General features: G+C 68.2%; 17 protein-coding genes. 4 read left to right on the top strand and 13 right to left on the bottom strand.

From position 1 onward, the window contains the following. Positions 1–21: 21 nt before the first annotated feature. Together scpA and mutA are read right to left on the bottom strand one after the other, a co-directional pair. Positions 22–2,274: a methylmalonyl-CoA mutase gene (scpA, locus tag G6N56_RS01330; protein WP_085256948.1), complete on the bottom strand. Its 2,253-nt coding sequence runs from the start codon at positions 2,272–2,274 to the stop codon at positions 22–24. Between the two features lie 5 nt (positions 2,275–2,279). Beyond that, positions 2,280–4,103: a methylmalonyl-CoA mutase small subunit gene (gene mutA, locus G6N56_RS01325; protein ID WP_085256935.1), complete on the bottom strand. Its 1,824-nt coding sequence runs from the start codon at positions 4,101–4,103 to the stop codon at positions 2,280–2,282. 180 nt (positions 4,104–4,283) lie between these two features. Between mutA and G6N56_RS01320 the strand changes: the two genes are divergently transcribed. The 3 genes from G6N56_RS01320 (at position 4,284) to G6N56_RS01310 (ending at position 5,936) form a co-directional block, all read left to right on the top strand. Then, the gene (locus G6N56_RS01320; RefSeq protein ID WP_085256936.1) at positions 4,284–5,057 is read left to right on the top strand and encodes a TVP38/TMEM64 family protein; all 774 of its coding nucleotides are present in this window, start codon (positions 4,284–4,286) and stop codon (positions 5,055–5,057) included. Between the two features lie 219 nt (positions 5,058–5,276). Next, positions 5,277–5,654 (top strand): hypothetical protein, encoded by a 378-nt coding sequence (locus tag G6N56_RS01315; protein ID WP_180150457.1) that lies wholly within the window; start codon positions 5,277–5,279, stop codon positions 5,652–5,654. 27 nt (positions 5,655–5,681) lie between these two features. Next, positions 5,682–5,936, top strand: a complete 255-nt coding sequence (locus tag G6N56_RS01310; RefSeq protein WP_085256937.1) for a hypothetical protein — start codon at positions 5,682–5,684, stop codon at positions 5,934–5,936. Here G6N56_RS01310 and G6N56_RS01305 read toward each other — a convergent pair. Together G6N56_RS01305 and G6N56_RS01300 are read right to left on the bottom strand one after the other, a co-directional pair. Then, the gene (locus G6N56_RS01305) at positions 5,933–7,414 is read right to left on the bottom strand and encodes a sensor histidine kinase (RefSeq protein ID WP_085256938.1); all 1,482 of its coding nucleotides are present in this window, start codon (positions 7,412–7,414) and stop codon (positions 5,933–5,935) included. The two genes, G6N56_RS01310 and G6N56_RS01305, sit on opposite strands and share 4 nt — an antisense overlap. Beyond that, a complete protein-coding gene (locus G6N56_RS01300; RefSeq protein WP_085256939.1) occupies positions 7,411–8,100 on the bottom strand; it encodes a response regulator transcription factor in 690 nt (229 codons plus the stop codon). Before G6N56_RS01300 ends, G6N56_RS01305 begins: the two co-directional genes overlap by 4 nt. 120 nt (positions 8,101–8,220) lie before the next feature. On the opposite strand from G6N56_RS01300, the gene G6N56_RS01295 reads away from it, so the two are divergent. Further along, a complete protein-coding gene (locus G6N56_RS01295; RefSeq protein ID WP_085256940.1) occupies positions 8,221–8,475 on the top strand; it encodes a hypothetical protein in 255 nt (84 codons plus the stop codon). Positions 8,476–8,517: 42 nt separating this feature from the next. Here G6N56_RS01295 and G6N56_RS01290 read toward each other — a convergent pair whose 3' ends face one another. The 9 genes from G6N56_RS01290 to G6N56_RS29690 all read right to left on the bottom strand — a co-directional run bounded on the left by G6N56_RS01290 (position 8,518) and on the right by G6N56_RS29690 (position 17,376). Beyond that, complete coding sequence (locus tag G6N56_RS01290; RefSeq protein ID WP_085256941.1) at positions 8,518–9,882, bottom strand: MFS transporter; 1,365 nt, start codon at positions 9,880–9,882, stop codon at positions 8,518–8,520. Positions 9,883–10,381: 499 nt separating this feature from the next. Next, a complete protein-coding gene (locus G6N56_RS01285) occupies positions 10,382–10,984 on the bottom strand; it encodes an HAD family hydrolase (protein ID WP_232069183.1) in 603 nt (200 codons plus the stop codon). Positions 10,985–11,004: 20 nt separating this feature from the next. Beyond that, on the bottom strand, positions 11,005–11,517 hold the full coding sequence (locus G6N56_RS01280) for a CinA family protein (protein ID WP_085256943.1): 513 nt from the start codon (positions 11,515–11,517) through the stop codon (positions 11,005–11,007). Further along, a complete protein-coding gene (locus G6N56_RS01275) occupies positions 11,514–12,284 on the bottom strand; it encodes a beta/alpha barrel domain-containing protein (RefSeq protein ID WP_085256944.1) in 771 nt (256 codons plus the stop codon). The genes G6N56_RS01280 and G6N56_RS01275 overlap by 4 nt, the downstream gene beginning before the upstream one ends. 105 nt (positions 12,285–12,389) lie before the next feature. Further along, positions 12,390–13,877 carry a nicotinate phosphoribosyltransferase gene (locus G6N56_RS01270; RefSeq protein ID WP_085256945.1) on the bottom strand — a complete coding sequence of 496 codons (1,488 nt, stop codon included), beginning with the start codon at positions 13,875–13,877 and terminating at the stop codon, positions 12,390–12,392. A gap of 1,077 nt (positions 13,878–14,954) precedes the next feature. Further along, positions 14,955–15,467 carry a CinA family protein gene (locus G6N56_RS01265; protein ID WP_085256946.1) on the bottom strand — a complete coding sequence of 171 codons (513 nt, stop codon included), beginning with the start codon at positions 15,465–15,467 and terminating at the stop codon, positions 14,955–14,957. Next, positions 15,464–16,234 (bottom strand): orotidine 5'-phosphate decarboxylase / HUMPS family protein, encoded by a 771-nt coding sequence (locus G6N56_RS01260; protein ID WP_085256950.1) that lies wholly within the window; start codon positions 16,232–16,234, stop codon positions 15,464–15,466. Before G6N56_RS01260 ends, G6N56_RS01265 begins: the two co-directional genes overlap by 4 nt. 8 nt (positions 16,235–16,242) lie before the next feature. Next, the gene (locus tag G6N56_RS01255; protein WP_142280713.1) at positions 16,243–16,782 is read right to left on the bottom strand and encodes a nicotinamide phosphoribosyltransferase domain-containing protein; all 540 of its coding nucleotides are present in this window, start codon (positions 16,780–16,782) and stop codon (positions 16,243–16,245) included. Between the two features lie 216 nt (positions 16,783–16,998). Next, the gene (locus G6N56_RS29690) at positions 16,999–17,376 is read right to left on the bottom strand and encodes a GntR family transcriptional regulator (protein WP_264020924.1); all 378 of its coding nucleotides are present in this window, start codon (positions 17,374–17,376) and stop codon (positions 16,999–17,001) included. Positions 17,377–17,445 lie beyond the last annotated feature (69 nt).

Raw genomic sequence — 17,445 nt, 5'->3', positions numbered from 1 at the left:
CGCGGGAAGGATTCCCATCGTCTAGTCGAGGTTGTAGCCGAGCCGCTCGGCAAGCTTGTGCAGCAAGCCGATGGCGGCGTCGGCGATCACCGTTCCCGGCGGGAAGATCGCGGCGGCCCCGGCCTCGTACAGCTCGTCGAAGTCGTCGGGCGGGATGACGCCGCCCACCACGATCATGATGTCGGGCCGCCCGACCTCGGCCAGCGCCTCGCGCAGGGCCGGCACCAGCGTCAGGTGCCCGGCGGCCAGCGAGGACACCCCGATGACGTGCACGTCGTTGTCGGCGGCCTGCCGGGCCACCTCCTCGGGCGTGGAGAACAGCGACCCGACGTCGACGTCGAAACCGATGTCGGCGAACGCCGTGGCGATCACCTTCTGCCCCCGGTCGTGACCGTCCTGGCCCATCTTGGCCACCAGGATCCGGGGCCGGCGGCCGTCGGCCTCGGCGAACTTCTCGACCAGTGCGGTGGCGCTTGCGATGTTGGTGGCCTTTCCGGCTTCGTCTCGGTAGACCCCGGCGATGGTACGGATCTCCGCCTGGTGGCGGCCATATACCTTCTCCAGCGCGTCGGAGATCTCCCCGACGGTCGCCTTCGCGCGCGCGGCGTCGATGGCCAGCGCGAGCAGGTTGTTGCCCAACCCGTCTTCCCCGGCACGGCCGTACGCGGCGGCGGCGCGCGACAACTCGGCCAGGGCGGCGTCGACGGCCGCCTGGTCCCGGCTCCCCCGCAGCTCCTTCAGCTTGGCCAGCTGCTCGGCGCGCACCCGGCTGTTCTCGACCTTGAGCACCTCGATCTTCTGGTCCTCGTCGACCTGGTACTTGTTGACCCCGATCACGGGCTGCTGCCCGGAGTCGATGCGCGCCTGGGTGCGCGCGGCCGCCTCCTCAATGCGCAGCTTGGGGATGCCGTCGCCGATGGCCTGCGCCATGCCGCCGTGCTCGGCGATCTCGGTGAGGTGCGCGCGGGCCTTTTGCGCGAGCTGATGGGTCAGCCATTCCACGTAGTAGGAACCGCCCCACGGGTCGATGGGCCGCGTGGTGCCGGACTCCTGCGCCAGCACCAGCTGGGTGTTGCGGGCGATCCGCGCGGAGAAGTCGGTGGGCAGGGCCAGCGCCTCGTCCAGGGCGTTGGTGTGCAGGGACTGGGTGTGGCCCTGGGTCGCGGCCATCGCCTCGATGCAGGTGCGGGCGACGTTGTTGAAGGCGTCCTGCGCGGTCAGCGACCAGCCCGAGGTCTGCGAATGGGTGCGCAGCGACAGCGATTTGGGGTTCTTGGCGCCGAACCCGGCGACGAGTTCGCTCCACAGCAGCCGGCCGGCCCGCAGCTTGGCGACCTCCATGAAGAAGTTCATCCCGATACCCCAGAAGAACGACAGCCGCGGCGCGAACTTGTCGATGTCCAGGTCGGCGGCCAGGCCCGCCTTGATGTAGTCGACGCCGTCGGCCAGCGTGTAGGCGAGTTCCAAATCGGCTGTGGCACCGGCCTCTTGGATGTGATAGCCAGAAATGGAGATGGAGTTGAACTTCGGCATCTTGGCGCTGGTGTAGGCGAAGATGTCGGAGATGATGCGCATCGACGGCTTGGGCGGATAGATGTAGGTGTTGCGCACCATGAACTCTTTGAGGATGTCGTTCTGGATGGTGCCCGCCAGCTTCTCCGGCGGCACCCCCTGCTCCTCGGCGGCCACCACGTACAGCGCGAGGATCGGCAGCACGGCGCCGTTCATCGTCATCGACACGCTCACCGCGGACAAGTCGATGCCGTCGAAGAGCTGGCGCATGTCCAGGATGGAATCGATTGCCACGCCGGCCATTCCGACATCGCCCTGCACGCGGGGGTGGTCGGAGTCGTAACCGCGGTGGGTGGCCAGGTCGAAGGCCACCGACAGGCCCTTCTGGCCGGCGGCCAGGTTGCGGCGGTAGAACGCGTTGGAATCCGCCGCCGTGGAGAACCCGGCGTATTGGCGGATCGTCCAGGGCTGGTTGACGTACATCGTGGGGTACGGGCCACGGACGAACGGCGGCTCGCCCGGGAAGCTGTTCAGCGGATAGCCGTCGGCCTGTGCGGCGGCGCGGTCAGCAGCGATGTAGACCGGCTTGACATCGATGGTCTCCGGTGTGTGCCAATGCAATTGGTCGGGCGTGTAGCCGTGCGCGGACGCGGCGGCCGCCACGTGTTGTTCCACCGCGGCCTCGGTGGGCCGCCTCGGTTCGCGCTCCCCGTGCAGCGGGACGTCGGAGAAACTGCCGACTACGGGTGTCGTGGTCGTCATGGTGGTCACGCCCCCAACCGAGTGAGCAGATTCGACAGTGCTTCGACCGCATTGATTTTCGCGGTCAGGTATTCGTCCGGCCGGTGCGCGGCGTCCCCGACCGCCTTCTCGGGCCCGGCCAGGTACACCCTCGACACGCCCGCGTCGCGGGCCGCCTGGACGACCGCCGCGGACTCGGCCTGATAGCGCTTGTCGGTGCCACAGATGACCGCGACGGGCAGCGATCCCGCGTCGGAGACCGCCCGCGCGACGCCGGCCGCATCAATCGGCCCGGGGTTGACGGCCTCGATGCCGCCCGAGGCGAGCAGGTTGGCCGCGAACGTCGCCCGGATGTTGTGTTCGGCCAGCGGGCCCAGCGGCAGCAGCAACGCCTGCGGCCTCGCGCCGGTGCGGGCCAGATACGCATCCGAGCGGTCCCGCAGGGCCTCGAACGCGGCGGCGTAACGCGCGACGGTGGATGTCGAATCATCCGGCGGTAGAGCGGGTTCGGTGAGATTCGGAAACTCGTTCACCCCGGTCACGGCGGTGCGGCGGTGCGCAATGTCGTCGGCGCGGCGGGCCGCGACCTCGGCGATCTGCTCGGCGACGTGGTCGGCGGCGTCGACGAACCCGCCGCGCGACTCGATGGCCTGGAAGTGCTCCCAGGCCTGCCGGGCCAGCCGCTCGGTGAGGTCCTCGACGTACCAGGATCCGCCGGCCGGGTCCAGGACCCGCCCCACGTGGGACTCCTCCAGCAGCAGCAGCTGGGTGTTGCGGGCGATGCGCCGCGCGAAGCCGGACGACATGCCCGGAAAGCCGCCGGGGATCGCGGCGTCGAACGGATGCACCAGCACGGTGTCGGCGCCGCCCACCCCGGCGCCGAACGCGGCCAGCGTCGTGCGCAGCATGTTCACCCAGGGGTCGCGCTGGGTCATCATCGGCAGCGACGTCTCGGCGTGCACGACGGCCGCGCCGCTTTCGGGGTCGCCCAGCACCTCCGCGACGCGCGCCCACAGCTGCCGGGCGGCGCGCATCTTGGCGATGGTCAGGAACTGGTCATCGTCGGCGGCGAACCGGAAGCTGATGTGGCGCAACGCATCCCCGACCGAGATCCCCGCCCCCGTCAGCGCCCGCAGGTAGGCCACCGCTGCCCCGATGCTGCCGGCGAGCTCCCACGACTCGTTGGCACCCAGGTTGTGGAAGGCGGGCCCGTCGACCGTGATCGCCCGCACCCCGCGGTGGCCGGCGATGCCGGTGGCAACCGCGACGACGTGCTCGATCGGCGGGGCCGCCCGGCCGCTGAGCTTCGCCGTCAACGGGTCGGCGCCCAGGTCGATCGACAAGCGGGAGACTTTGTCCGCGTCCAGCCGCTCGACGAGCGCCAGCAGCGCGCCGCTCGCCTCGGCATAATCGGCGCCCACGTCGAGGATCACGGGGGCCAGGTCCAGGTGCACGCCCGACAGTAGCGCCGCGAGTGCCTCGCCCTTGCCCTCCCGGATCAGCAGCGCGCTGACCCCGTCCGTGAGGGCGGCCAGCACCGCGGCGTTGTCGGCGGCCGGCCCGAACGCCTCGGCGACCTTCCAGCCCGCGGTCACGTCGCGCTGCCCGTCGGCGCCGCGCACATACGGCCATTCGCCGGGCAGCGGCGGTTCCGGCAGCTCGTCGAGCGCCGTGTACAGAGCACGGACGGCGATCCCGTCGTAAGTCGGGGTCTCCAGCAGCCGCTCGGGCTGCTCCCCCAGCTCCCCCGGATCCTTCCCGGTGCTCTTGGCCAGCACACCGGCAACCGCCGTGCGCCAACGCCCGCGAACCTGTTCTAGGTCGGCTAGTTCGGGTACGTCAATGGACACCGATTGCTCCCTTTTCCCAGCAAGTGGCGGGGTTGCCCCCGGGACGCCAGTTGCTAATCAGGCTAAGTGATGCGGCCCGGCGGCGAAAAACCGCGTGGTGCGGCCACCGGGCCGGCCCGGTGATGAAACGCCAGCCTCGGGCAACGAATTATTCACCTCGGCCCCGTAACCTTGACACCCGTGACGGCTTCCGCCACCAGCAAAATCACCGCAACCCTGCGCGATCTCGGCGCCGCGCTGGGTGTTGCTGCGCGCCAGGTGTCGCGGCCCCGGGTGATCGCCACAGTGGTTGGGATCACAGTCCTGATCGTGCTGGCGAGCTGGCTTCCGGTCCCTTCGCCGGTGCAGTTGCGGGACTGGGCGGAATCGATGGGCCCCTGGTTCCCGCTGGCGTTCTTCCTCACTCACGTCGTCGTCACGGTGGTGCCGATCCCGAGGACCGCGTTCACACTGGCGGCCGGCCTGCTGTTCGGGCCGGTGATGGGGATCGCGATCGCCGTGCTTGCCAGCACCGTCAGCGCGATGATCGCGATGCTGCTGGTGCGGGCCGCCGGATGGCGGCTCGACCGGCTCGTCCGGCATCGATCCATCGACACCGTCGACCAGCGGCTGCGGCAACGCGGCTGGCTGGCCATCTTGTCGCTGCGGCTGATCGCCGCCGTGCCGTTCTCGGCGCTCAACTACGCGGCGGGCGCGTCGGCCGTCCGGGTGCTGCCGTACTCGCTCGCAACGCTGGTCGGCCTGCTTCCGGGCACGGCCACCGTCGTGATCCTGGGTGACGCGCTCGCCGGCCACCCCAATTCGCTGCTGTTCGGAGTGTCGGTGTGCACGGGCGCGCTCGGGCTGACCGGGCTGATCGTCGAGATCCGCCACTTCCGCCGGCACCACCGCGCCAGGACGGAACCGGCTTCCCGGGGCGACGAGCACTCGCCCGAGACCGCCGCCGTCGGCTGACCGGCCTCTTCCAGCCCTACGAGCGTTGACCCGCGAGATCGCTCGCGGGTCGTGCTTTCGCAGGCATCGCGACCGCTGCGGAGTCTCGGCGCCGAATCAGCAGAACGGCCCAGTCGCTGAAGCGAACCTGAAGATCTGAGGCTTCCCGCGCGCTCTTCAGGTTGAGTTCAGGCCGCGTTCCTAGCGTCGCCGTCATCGCCACGACGACGAGGAGGCACAGTGACCAGCGAGGAACCCACTCACAGCACGGCTGCATCGCAGGATCAACCTGCGCTGCGCACCGACGCACCGGCCCCGCCCGCGGCGCCCCCGTCCGTGATTCACCGGCACCCCGTCGGCGTCGCGGTCGGCAGCGGGCTGATCGGACTGGTCGTCGGGGCCTTCGGGGCCGCCACCCTGGCCGGCCTGTGCGGCCCGCCGCCACCGCCGCCGGGCTGGGGCCCGCCGCCACCGGGGGCGTGGGGTCCCCCGCCGCCCCCGCCGCCCTTCGCCGTCCACCCGCCACCGGGGGCGTGGGGTCCCCCGCCGGGCCAGCCACAGCAACCTCCCGGGCCACCGCCTGCCCCCGCCACGCCGGCGCCGCCACCGAGCCGATGACCCAACCGAACAACGAGGAGAAAATCGATGAAGTTGAAGCAAGTGATCGCTGGTTCGCTGCTGGCGGGCGCCCTCGGGGTCGCCGCAGCCGGGCTCGGCACCGCGGTGGCCGGCGCCGAGCCGCCACCGCCGCCGCCGGGGCCGGGGCAACCCGGGCCGCCGCCGCCCGGTGGTCCCGGCTTACCCGGCGGTCCGTTCGGGCCGCCGCCTCCCGGACCCGGCGGCCCCGGCGGTCCGTTCGGGCCGCCGCCGCCCGGAATGCCGCCGCCGCCCGGGCCCTAACCGACCCCGGCGAGCGGCAGGCTGAGCCGGAACTGCGCGCCGCCGTTCCGCGGGACACAGACCAGGTCGCCACCGTGGGCCTGCGCCAGCGCCCTGGCGATGGACAGGCCCAGGCCAGCCCCGCCGTGATCGCCGGCCCGGCCGGGATCCAGCCGCACCAACCGCTCGAAGATGCGTTCCCGCTCGCCGTCCGGAACCCCAGGCCCGCTGTCGGTCACGGTGACCTCGGCGGTGTGGTCGCGGGTGCGGAGGTCGATGCTGATCGCGCCGCCGGCCGGGGTGTGCCTGCGGGCGTTATCGAGCAAATTGGACAGTATCTGCGCCAGCCGGCTCGGGTCGGCCGTGACCTCGAGTTCGCTCTCGCCGGTCCGGATCACGGTGAGCCGCGGCGCGAGCATGGCCGTGCGGTCGGCTTCGGCGTCGACGATCGCGGCGAGATCCACGTCGTGCACCTCCAGCGGGAGGCCGGCGTCGACCCGGCTCAGGTCGAGCATGTCGGCCACCAGCCGCCCGGCGCGGCGCGCGTCGGATAGCAAGAGGGTGGCGCGACGGTACTGGCCCCGGGCGGCCGCGTCGTCCTGATGCTGCGCCGCGCTGGTCGCGAGCTGTTCGGCAGCGGCCTGGATACCGGCGATCGGGGTGCGCAGCTCGTGCGCCGCGTCGACCAGAAATCGCCGGGTGGCCGTCTCGGCGCGTCGGGCGGCGTCGGCGGCCTGCCGGGCGCGGCGCTCGGAGGTCTCCAGTGCCCCCAGCATCCCGTCGAAGGCGCCGGCCGCGCGGCCGAGCTCGGTGTCGGTCCGCGTCGGACGCAATCGCCGGCCGCGGTCACCGGTGGTGATGTCGGCCGCCAACGCGGTGAGCCGGCCCAGTGGCCGCAGCGCGACCCGGCTGACGGCCAGTGACAGCAGCGCCGCCACCAGCAGCGTCACCACGCCCGCACCGATCATCAGCTGCCGCAGCTGGCGCGTCACCTGCGTGGTCTGGGTGGTGTCGGCGACCAGGATCACCCGTCCGCCGTCGGGCAGGGGGTGCACCAATTGGGTGGCGGTCGCGTCGGGGGGCCCGGGCGGCTCGTCCGGTGGCGGCGGTGGGTAGCCCGGCGGGGGCGGATAGCCCGGCGGCGGGGGCGGATAGCCAGGTGGCCCGATCGGCGGGACGAACGTGCCGCCCATGCCCCGCGGATCGATCGCGGGGTCGCCGTAGGCCGTGCCGTCGGCGGTGACCACGAGCGCTCGCACGGTGCCGCCGTTGAGCTGGGCGGCGATCTGGTTCGGCGGGGTGCGGGCCACGGCGAGCGCGTCGGCGCGGGACGTCGCCGCGAGTAGCCGGTCGTTGAGGTCGCGGCGGGCCTGGGCGCGCAGACTGAAGTCGATGACCAGGCCCAGCACCAGCAGCAGGACCGCGAGCACCCCGAGCACCAGGACGGTGACCCGGCGCTGCAGCGACGGCGTCGGTGTGGCCGGGTCGTCTGCCGTCACGACCTGGGCGCCTGCAGCCGGTAGCCGATGCCGCGGACCGTGTGCAGGATCCGGGGGCCGTGCGCCTCGAGCTTGCGCCGCAGCCCGCTGACGTGGACCTGCACCAGGTTCGGGTCGTAGGCGTCGTAGCCCCACACCGCGTTGAGGATCTGGGTGGCGCTGACGATCCGGCCGCGCTGCTCGACCAGGAAGTGCAACAGCCGCAGCTCGGTGGCGGTCAGGCCCAACGCGTGGCCGGCGCGAGCGGCGACACCGGATTCAGCGTCGAGCACCAAGTCGCCCACCTGGAGCGCCCGCGGCAGCCGTCCGCGCCGGCGCAACACCGCACCCACCCGCGACACGAGTTCGGCCAGCTCGAACGGCTTGACCACGTAGTCGTCGGCGCCGCCGTCCAGGCCGCGCACCCGGTCGTGCAGCGCGTCGCGGGCCGTGATCATGACGATGCCGATGTCGCACCACTCGCGGATGACGTCGATGAGCGCGAATCCGTCGCGGCCCGGCAACATCACGTCCAGCACAACCAGGTCGGGCCGCAGCCCCTCGAGGGCGTCTTCCAGCGCGGCGCCGTCGCATCGGACGTCGGTGTGGTAGCCGGCGTCGATGAGCGCCTCGCCGACCATTTCCCGGATGGTCTCGGAGTCCTCCACCACCAGCACCCGCGGTGCGCCCCGGCGCCACTCAGCCATGTCTCATTGTTAGCGCCGCGATCCTGAGATCCACCTGAAGACTGTCGTTCACCGACCGTGAAGTTAGCTTCACGTCGCAGCAAATAGGGTTAGCAGCACACGACTACTTCGGGACGTCACATGAGCAACCAGCCACCCCCGCCGGCCACCGCCGACCCCGTCCGTCGCCACTCCACGGCCCTCGTCGTCGCGGCCGCGCTTGCGGGATTCGTCCTCGGCGCGATCGCCGCGTTCGCCCTGACCGGGCTGGTGTTCAGGGTCCGCGTCGAACTTCCGCCGCCGCCGTACCCGTCGGTGCTGTCGACGCCGCCGGCGGCGCCCGCCGCGCCGAGCGCCGTGCCCGCGCCGCCGCTGCCTCCCGGCCCGCCGCGCTGACCCCTCGGGCGCCGAGTGCGGCCGCGTTCGCTCACCGCGCAGCTAGTCCGAGGGCTGTTCCTCCAGCACAGCGCGGGCCGTTTCGGCGCCCGGCAGCGGCCTGCCGGCCACTTCCGGGGTGAAGAACAGCGTGACGGTGCCGATCAGGCCCGCGAACATCAGCATGTACGCCGGCCACATCGGGTTGCCGGTGCCGGCGACCAGCGACTCGGCGATCAGTGGCGTGGTACCGCCGAACGCGGACACCGCGATGTTGAACCCGATCGAGAGGGCCCCGTAGCGCACGCTGGTCGGGAACAGCGCCGGGAGAATCGCCGGCTCGAGGCTGCTCAGGAACAGCATAGCGGAGCCGACGAGCAGCACGCCGCTGAACTTCGTGGGATAGCCGCCGCCGTAGCGCATCAACGAGAACGCGGGTATCGACACCGCGAGAAGCAGACCGCAACCCGTCCACATCAGCGGTTTCACGCCGATGCGATCCGACAGCTTCCCGACGGACACGACCGCGGTCATCAACAGGGCCAGCAGCACGAGAACCATGGCCAGGGCCATGGTGTCCGGCAGCTCGACCGTCTTTTTCAGGTATGTCGGCACGTACCCGCTGATCATGTAGCTGGTGTCGCTGATGGCCAGCTCCAGCCCGATGCACAGCAGCAGCGGCCGCCACTGCTCCACCACCGTGCGCCGGAACTGCCCGTGTTCGGGCTGCGCGAGGGCGTCCTGGTGGGCCCGCTCGTACACGGGCGACTCGTCGATCCGCGACCGCAGGTACAGCGCGATCAGGCCCAGCGGGGCGGCCAGCAGGAAGGGGATGCGCCAGCCCCAGGCCAGCATGGCGTCCTTCGGCAGGGCGGTGTCCAGCACGGTCACCAGGACCGCCCCCGCCACGAACCCACCGAGCGTGCCGAGCGGCAGGAACCCGGCCAGCATCCCGCGCTGGTGATCCGGCGCGTGTTCGTCGATGTAGGTCATTGCGCCGGCGTACTCCCCGCCCGAGGACAGGCCCTGACAGACGCGGATGGTGGTGAGCAGGATGGGGGCGGCGATTCCCAGCGTGTTGTACCCGGGCAGCACGCCGGTCGCGGCCGCGCACACCGCCATCATCGAGATCGTCATGACGAGCACTGGCTTGCGCCCGATGCGGTCACCGAGCGGGCCGAAGATGAAGCCGCCGAGCGGCCGCACGACGAAGCCCGCCGTCATCGTGCCGAACGTGGCGATGAGGTTGCCGGCGCCGGCATTGTTGCCGGGGTAGAACGTCTCGGCGAGCAGCGTGGCGACCAGGCTGAAGAGCGTGAAGTCGTACGCCTCCATGAAGTTGCCGATCGCCGTGCCCTGGATCGACCGGTGTGTCGCGCGATCGTCGACGACGATCGCTTCGTCGGATGCCCCGGGAGATTGACTCATTGAGAATGCTTCATACCCTGAACTGCCTGCACCTATGCGGCGTTTGCAAGGATGTAACGGATGCCGGCAGCCCGCTCGGCCACGATGAGCGCCCGGGCTGTTGGGGTCGAAAGCCGGGGCGGGCGCGCAATTCGGCTCGCGGATCCTGATGCTCGAGCACAGCCTCAGCATCGCGGTCGTCAGGCGCGCCAGGGCGGGGAACCACGTCACCGAAAGCAACCCGACAGCAGCGGCGCCGTTGACGACCGAGAGCGCCGCCACCGCGGCGGGCACCGGCGTCAGGAGGGCGACCCCGCCAATCCCAACGCCGGATGCTCAGCGCCGGCGAAATTCCGCGTCGCCGAGCTGGCGCAGCCCCGGCTGGACAAGTAGGACATGGTCGTGGTCGCCGCCCCTCCGGGCAGGCCACGCTGAAAGTCAGCTACCGGCGAGCCACTTGAAGAGCGCGGCGCACCGGAACTGGACAAACGCGTGCGTTCCCTCCACCGGTATCGGAGGATCATTCGATGAGGCTGCGCGCCAACGCATATGCCTCCCGGAGGTCGTTGCCCCGATACCGAAGGGACGCCAATGCCTCGACAGCCGCGCTGGCGTTCACCGCGACACTGCGAATCCCCGTGCTGAACAGGGGGATATCGGTGTGGGAGTCTCCGTAGGCGACGACCCGGTCTTTATCGAAGCCACCATCGGCCACGACGCGCTCGACGATCTCCACTTTGTGGTAAGCCTCCAAGACCAGCGTCTCGTCAAACACTGAACCTATGGGACTGTCAGTGGCGTACACCCGCGCCGCGCCCCAGCGCGACAACCGTTGAACGAAGAACAAGGGCGACATCGAGATCACGATCGCCGTCTCTCCTCGCGCGGCGATGTCATCCCACACCGCCCGCAGATGACCAATCCACGGGGACTGGGCGAACACCGTGTCGATGACGTCGGCGGTCAATCCCTGCCACAGCGGATGGCTGCGACGATGGAACTCGATATTGGTTAGTTCCCCTGCGCTAGAAAGCTTTTCGAGAATGGCAATCTGTTCGGAGATACCAAGGTAACGGGCGAGCTCCACTGATGCGGTACTTCCCAGCAGCAGAGTGCCGTCCATGTCGAAGACGTGGAGGACACTCATACGTGCACCAGCCCGGACACCAGCTGCTCCAGCAAAGCCAGCGCGGCGGCCACCGCCGACAGTTTCACGGTAAGCCGGTCACCGGTGAAGACGTCGCGCCGACAGACCTCGCGCCCATCGCGGTCGAACCCCGCCAGATCGATCGTGCCAACCGGATCGCGCTCGTTGCCGCCGGTCGGGCCGGCGTAACCGGTGACAACGACACCGACGTCGGCGTCGGTGTTGTTCTCCAGCCCCAGGGCGAGCGCCTCCGTCACGGGCTGGCTCACCACCCCATACTCGGCCGCCACGGCGGGGTCCATCCCGAGCCCCGCCGATTTCGCGTCGTGGCGATAGAGTACGAAACCCCGTTCGAAAACCTTTGACGCGCCGGGTACTTCGGTCAAGGTGGCCGCCAGCAGCCCACCGGTGACGGTCTCGGCGGTCGCGATGGACAAGCTCGCGCCGGCGGCAGCGCGGATCAGCCGAGCCGCGCGGTCCTGGATCGCCGTGGGGAAAAATGACGTCATCGGATCCCCCCACCCGCCGAGACCGCCTCATTGAGCGCCGACACCAGCCGAACCGCAACTCCGGCCGGATCGTCGGCTGCCACCACTTCCTGGCCGACGATCGGGTAGATGCCGGCAACGCGTCCGGCCACGCCGGACAGGACCGCCAGCTCCTGCCCGGACGCGCTGATGCCCGGCACGAACAAGGTCGGGCGAACCCCGAAATCCGCGGCCACGCGGACCACCGGGTCGACGTGGTCACCGGCTGGAACTATGAGGTGAGTTTCATTGTTGCCCAATGCGATCCGCACGATTTGTTCCAGCACGTCGTCGCTGACCCACCCACCTGAGGACTTGGTGTAGTCGGGCACGGGCAACAGACCGCCGACCAGCGGTACGATGCCGGCGGTGCGGATCGCCGACGTGTACTCGACGGTGGCGCGTGGGCCGGCGACCGGAAAGACGACCGCCGCCCTGACCCCGGCAGCGGCCAGTGAATGCGCAAAGTTGCTGGCGTTGCTGGGGATATCCAGCCCGGCCTTTTGATGGTCGTAGATGATGGGAAGATCGGTCAGCCCGGCGACCAGGTCGACCGCGGCGGCCAGACCCAGGTCGAGGACGGTGGCCAGGCCCAGCTTGTAGCCGACAACCCCGGGAACCGAGCTGGTGGCGGCGACGATGTCGCGCACCGCGGCGGTGGTGGGGACGTCCAGGGCTGGGATGATGCCGTGGGTCAGTGCGGGTCTGAAATCGCCCGCCCCGACGGATTGCACTCCAAATGTGCTCATAGCAGGTTTCGCTTTCCTTAGCTGTCAACGTGTTCTGAGATGCATGGCGCGGCAGACCGCGATGGGGTGTCCAAGGCTCCCATCGCGCCCGCTCGCGACGGGGGGTCAGGCGGGGATTCCCTTGACGGACGATATCGACGACCGCGTCGGTTGGTCCGCAGTCGCACTGCCATGCACCGGCGCGTAATACCACCGCGGTACCGGACGTTCGCTGCGTTCGATGAGGTCTTCGAAGTTGTCGTTGACCAGCAGCTTCCCGTTTCGATAGACGGTGCGCAGCAGGTTTTCGCCTTCCCCGGCTTCCTCCTGCCGCACCGTCCGGTACTCGCCGTCGCGTAAGACCAACGCCAGCCGGCCCCGTTTGGACTGCTTGGCGGTGTCGGTCTTGGGCTCCTTGAACACGTCGACCCATTCGCCGTCGATCTTGGCCGCACTGGCCTTCTGGGCGAATGCGAGCGAATCGCGGTTGATGTACTGCAGCAGACCGCCACCCATACCCAGGTAAATATTGTCGGCGGCCAATCCCCTTCGGTCCAGCTCGGCATAGATTCGCTTGAGCGACTCGAGCGTCAACCCATCCCCTTGCGCTGTCCGCACATAATCGGGAAGCACCCGGTAGCCCTTGGAGTTCGTCTGCGACCCGAACTCCTCGATCAGGCCTTCGATGGTGTCGGAGATGACGGTCGGCGGATCGCCCGAATCCGGGCGCACCAAAATGGTGCTCCCGCTGTTGATGATCTGTTCTTTGAGCTCACCGCCGAATATTTTGTGGACCGCGTTGTCGAGATCGTAGGAATCCGACACTGCGACAACGAAAGGCCATCCCTTGTACTGCTCGATCAGGTTGGAGTGAGCCTTGGCTTCGTTTTCCCGCCCCCAAGACGTCACCGTCGTGTGCTCCGAATTGGGCTGCGAAATCGCCGGCCGCAGCGCGTTGTAATACAACGTCGCCGCCAGGGACCCCGAGATGGTGTTCGTCTGGCGGAAATTGATCAGATGCGCCAGCCCGCCCAGCGCGGCCGACTCCTGCGAGCTGACACCCCGCGCACCGTAGTCCTGCAGCACGTCACGAAGGATCTCCGGGTGGTCGGAGGTCTTCTCCAGGGCTTCCCTGATCAGCTGCTTAGCCAGCCAACTGGTCGTCGCGACCGACGTGGGATACCAAATAGCCCGCAGCAACGCCGTCTCGAAAAAACTTGTCGCCCATGGATATTCCGGGTCGGTATTCACTACCTGCACTAGCACGTTCTTGTTCGGCAGCACCGTACCCTCGGGCACGGCTTGGATCTCCACCGGCAGGTAGCCGCCATGGTCGTTGACCACGCCGAGCCAGCCTTTGCGGTTGAACGGGATTTCGTGCTGACGGGTGACGATCTCGGCCTCGTCGATGTCGTCGATCGTCAACGGCCGCAGCAGGTGTTTCTTGACGAACGCCTGCAACCCGACGAATAGGTGCGCCGGAAATGGGCCGCCCCGTGATTCGATATAACTCGAAACATATTCGGTACCCGGCGGGTACAGATTCCAGTGCGAATGCTTGTAAGTGTCGGTGTTCAAAATGAGGTTGTCGAAATTCGACAGTATTCGTGGCATAGTAATACTCCGGTTTATTCAGACAAAACGACAGCGACATCGCTATCGGCGACTTGGAATGTGCTTTTTATGCGCAGCGCAGAACGATCCGGGCCACATTCAAAATGCGGCCAGCCCAAAAAAGGGGAGGAAACGGCGCCGCGCGGCCCACGAAAGTGAGCCGCGCTCTATACAGTGTGAAATCGCCAAGGCCGCGTGGGGATTCATGTAGCACTGGCAGCTACACCGATCCGACCACATGGCACGCAAGAGTACACGGGGAGCGTGGGCCCCACCACGGTTGAAACCACGCCGACTCGAACATTCCGCTGGTCAGCGCAGCGCGGACGCCGTCGGCCACCCACGGAAGGCGCCCGCGCTCGCAGTACGTGCGGGTCAGCCCCGAATCGCCACCGAAATGAACTGTGGCCAAATCGATTTCAGCGGCATCAGTGGGTATTTCGTTGACCCGCCGCCCGCCGGAGCGTCAGTTATGGACAGCTCCGGTCTCGCGAGGTCGAACGCCGCTGATCCCGGCACCTCCCCCGGCGAACCCCGTACAAGCGGATGCCGAGTTCCTCAACAGTGGCTGTATGGGCCGCACGAGTAGTAAGGAAGCCGGTGGTTGCTGCCATGGGCGTCTTGTCTGGTCCGCCAGCCGGCCCCGTCCGCGCAGCCTCGATTCCTGGCCGCACAGGACGGGGTATTCGGTTAGCCGGCAGCGAGGGCGTTGGCGGCTTCGGTGGCCGCGCGCCGGCTGACGGACCGACTAAGGATGCCGCCGCCACCGGGCCGACGACGGCCTGAACGAGTCACTGAACCGACTGAGGGCACAGGAGAGACATGAAGCGGACCTCGCCGCGACAGCGTTCGACGAAGAACAGCGGCGACGGCGGGATCACGACCGCGGCTTCGCCCCGCGCGGTGATGTCACCCCACACCGCCCGCAATGGCCGATCCCGCCCCACGTCGCCTCAGTGAACGCCGCGTCGATAACGGGCCGCGGTCAGCCCCTGCCCAGCGGGTGAGCCGACTATGGAACTCGAACTCGGCGAGTTCCCCCGAGCGTGCCACCCACGTCGAAGGCTTTGAGCACGCTCATGTGTCCACCAATCCCGAAACCAGCTTCTGCAACAGCGCCAGCGCGGCGGCCACCGCCGAGAGTTTCACGGTTAGCCGATCACCGGTGAACACCTCGCGCTGACCGATCGCACGCCCGTCGCGGTCGAAACCCGCCAGATAGATGGTGCCGACCGGATCATTGTCGTTGCCGCCCGTAGGCCCGGCATAACCGGTGACCGCGACACCGACATCGGCGTCGGTATTGTTCGCCAACCCCAGCGCGAGCGCGGACGTTACGGGCTGGCTGACCGCCCCATACTCGGCCGCCAAGGCAGGGTCCACTCCGAGCCCAGTGGTCTTCGCGTCCTGGTGATAGAGCACAAAGCCCCGTTCAAAGACCTTTGACACGCCAGGCACTTCGGTGAGGGTGGCCGCCAGCAGACCACCGGTGACGGTCTCGGCGGTTGCGATGCGCAAGCCGGCATCAGCGGCAGCGCGGACAAGCTGGTCGGCGCTGGCCTGGATCGCGGCAGGGAACAACGAGCTCATCGGATCCCCCCGCCCGCCGAAACCGCGTCATTGAGCGCCGACACCAGCCGCGCCGCAGCAGTCGCGGGGTCGTCGGCCGCCACCACCGCTCGGCCGACGATCGGATACACGCCGGAAATGCGGTCCACCACGTCAGACAGGGCCTCCAGTTCACGGCCGGACGCGCTGATGCCCGGCACGAACAGCCGCGGCCGAATTCCCGTCTCCTCGGCCACGCGAACTATCGAGCCGATGTGGGCGCCCGCCGGGACGACGATATGTTTTTCATTGTGCGCCAACGCGATCCGCGTAACGTGTTCGAGCACGTCGTCACTGACCCAACCCCCCGCCGCCTGTGTGTAATCAGGAATGGGCAACAGACCGCCGACCAACGGAACGATGCCGGCGACACGCATCGCCGAGATGTACTCCACGGTGGCACGCGGCCCCGCGATCGGGAAAACGACCGCCGCGGTGACTCCGGCGGCGCTCAGCGAACGGGCGAAGTTGTCGGCATTGCTGGGAATATCCAGGCCCGCCTTTTGGTGGTCGTAGATGATGGGCAAGTCGGTCAGCGTGGTGACGAGGTCTACGGCGGCGGCCAGTCCCAGTTCGAGGACGGTGGCCAGGCCCAATTTGTAGCCAACCACCCCGGGCACCGAGCTGGTAGCGACGACGATGTCGCGCACCACGGCGGTAGAAGGGACGTCCAGCGCAGGGATGATGCCGTGGGTCGTGCCGGGCACAAGCTCGCCGACCTGTGCGGATTGCACTCTAGGTGTGCTCATGGTGAGTTTCACGTTCCTTTGTTGTCAATGAGTTCTCGACTAATGGCGGCGCGGGCACCGCGGATACGCCAGGCACCCATCGCGTCCGCCCGCGCGTGTTGGTCAGGCCGGGATGCCCTGGACTTCCGATGTGAGGGCGGCTTCGAAAGCACTTGTCGCCCATGGATATTCCACGTCGATTTCCACTGCCCGCACCAGCACACCCGTTTGGGCAGCACCGTACCGTCGGGCACGACCTGGGTCTGCACCGGCAGCCGGCCGCCATGGTGGTTGACCGCACCGAGCCGGCCTTCCGGTTGAACGGGATCTCGTGCTGGCGGGTGACGGGTCCCGGCCTCGTCGATGTCGTCGATCGTCAGCGGCCGCACCAGGTGTTTCTTGACGAACGCCTGCAATCCGACAAACAGGTGCGCCGGAAATAGGTCGCCCCGTGATTCGATATAACTCGACACATATTCGGTACCCGGCGGGTAAATATTCCAGTGCGAGTGGTTGTAAGTGTCGGTGTTCAAAATGAGGTTATCAAAATTCGACAGTATTCGTAGCACGAGTCTCCAAGAATAAGAATAGGCAACGGCAATGCCGCTGTCGGTAACTTGAAAAATGCGAATTTATGCGCAGCGCCCTAAATTCCGGTCACGCTAGAAACATGATCGGCTCAGAAGATGGGGTGAAACGGCGCCGCGCGGCCCGCGAAGCATGGGCCGCGCTTAATACACTGGGAAATCGCCAACGCGGCGTGCGGATTCATGTAGCACTGACAGCTACACCGATCCGTCCACATGGTCTCGTACGATACGCCGGGTCTGGCCTCTGCGCCGAGATTGCAACCGGGGCGACTTTTTCCCGCATGGACCTCGTCCCCGGTACCGCGGCGATTGGGGCGACGCTGCCACGTTGAATTCCGTCCGTTCTGAACCGAGGCAGGACGGGGGGCCTCCAGGATCTCCATCAGCTGCTGCGGCGAGGGGTCGATGACCACGTTGCCGCGTGTGCTCTTGCCGGACGACACCGTCGCGCTCGAACAGCGCCAGCGCCTCGCGTACCGGCGTGCGAGAAACACCGAGGAGTTGGCTCAATCGACCAGGAATCAGCTGCTCGCCAGGAACGAATTGTCTGTCGAGGAACATCCGCCTGAGCACCTCGTATTGGGACGAGTCCCGCTGCTCTTTTCCGATGACGCTCACCGGCACGCTCCCCCGGCAAGTGCA

This window comes from Mycobacterium saskatchewanense, assembly GCF_010729105.1.
Taxonomy (GTDB): domain Bacteria; phylum Actinomycetota; class Actinomycetes; order Mycobacteriales; family Mycobacteriaceae; genus Mycobacterium; species Mycobacterium saskatchewanense.
The sequence above is the reverse complement of the archived record's forward strand: the minus strand, read 5'-3'. Positions and strand labels throughout refer to the sequence as shown.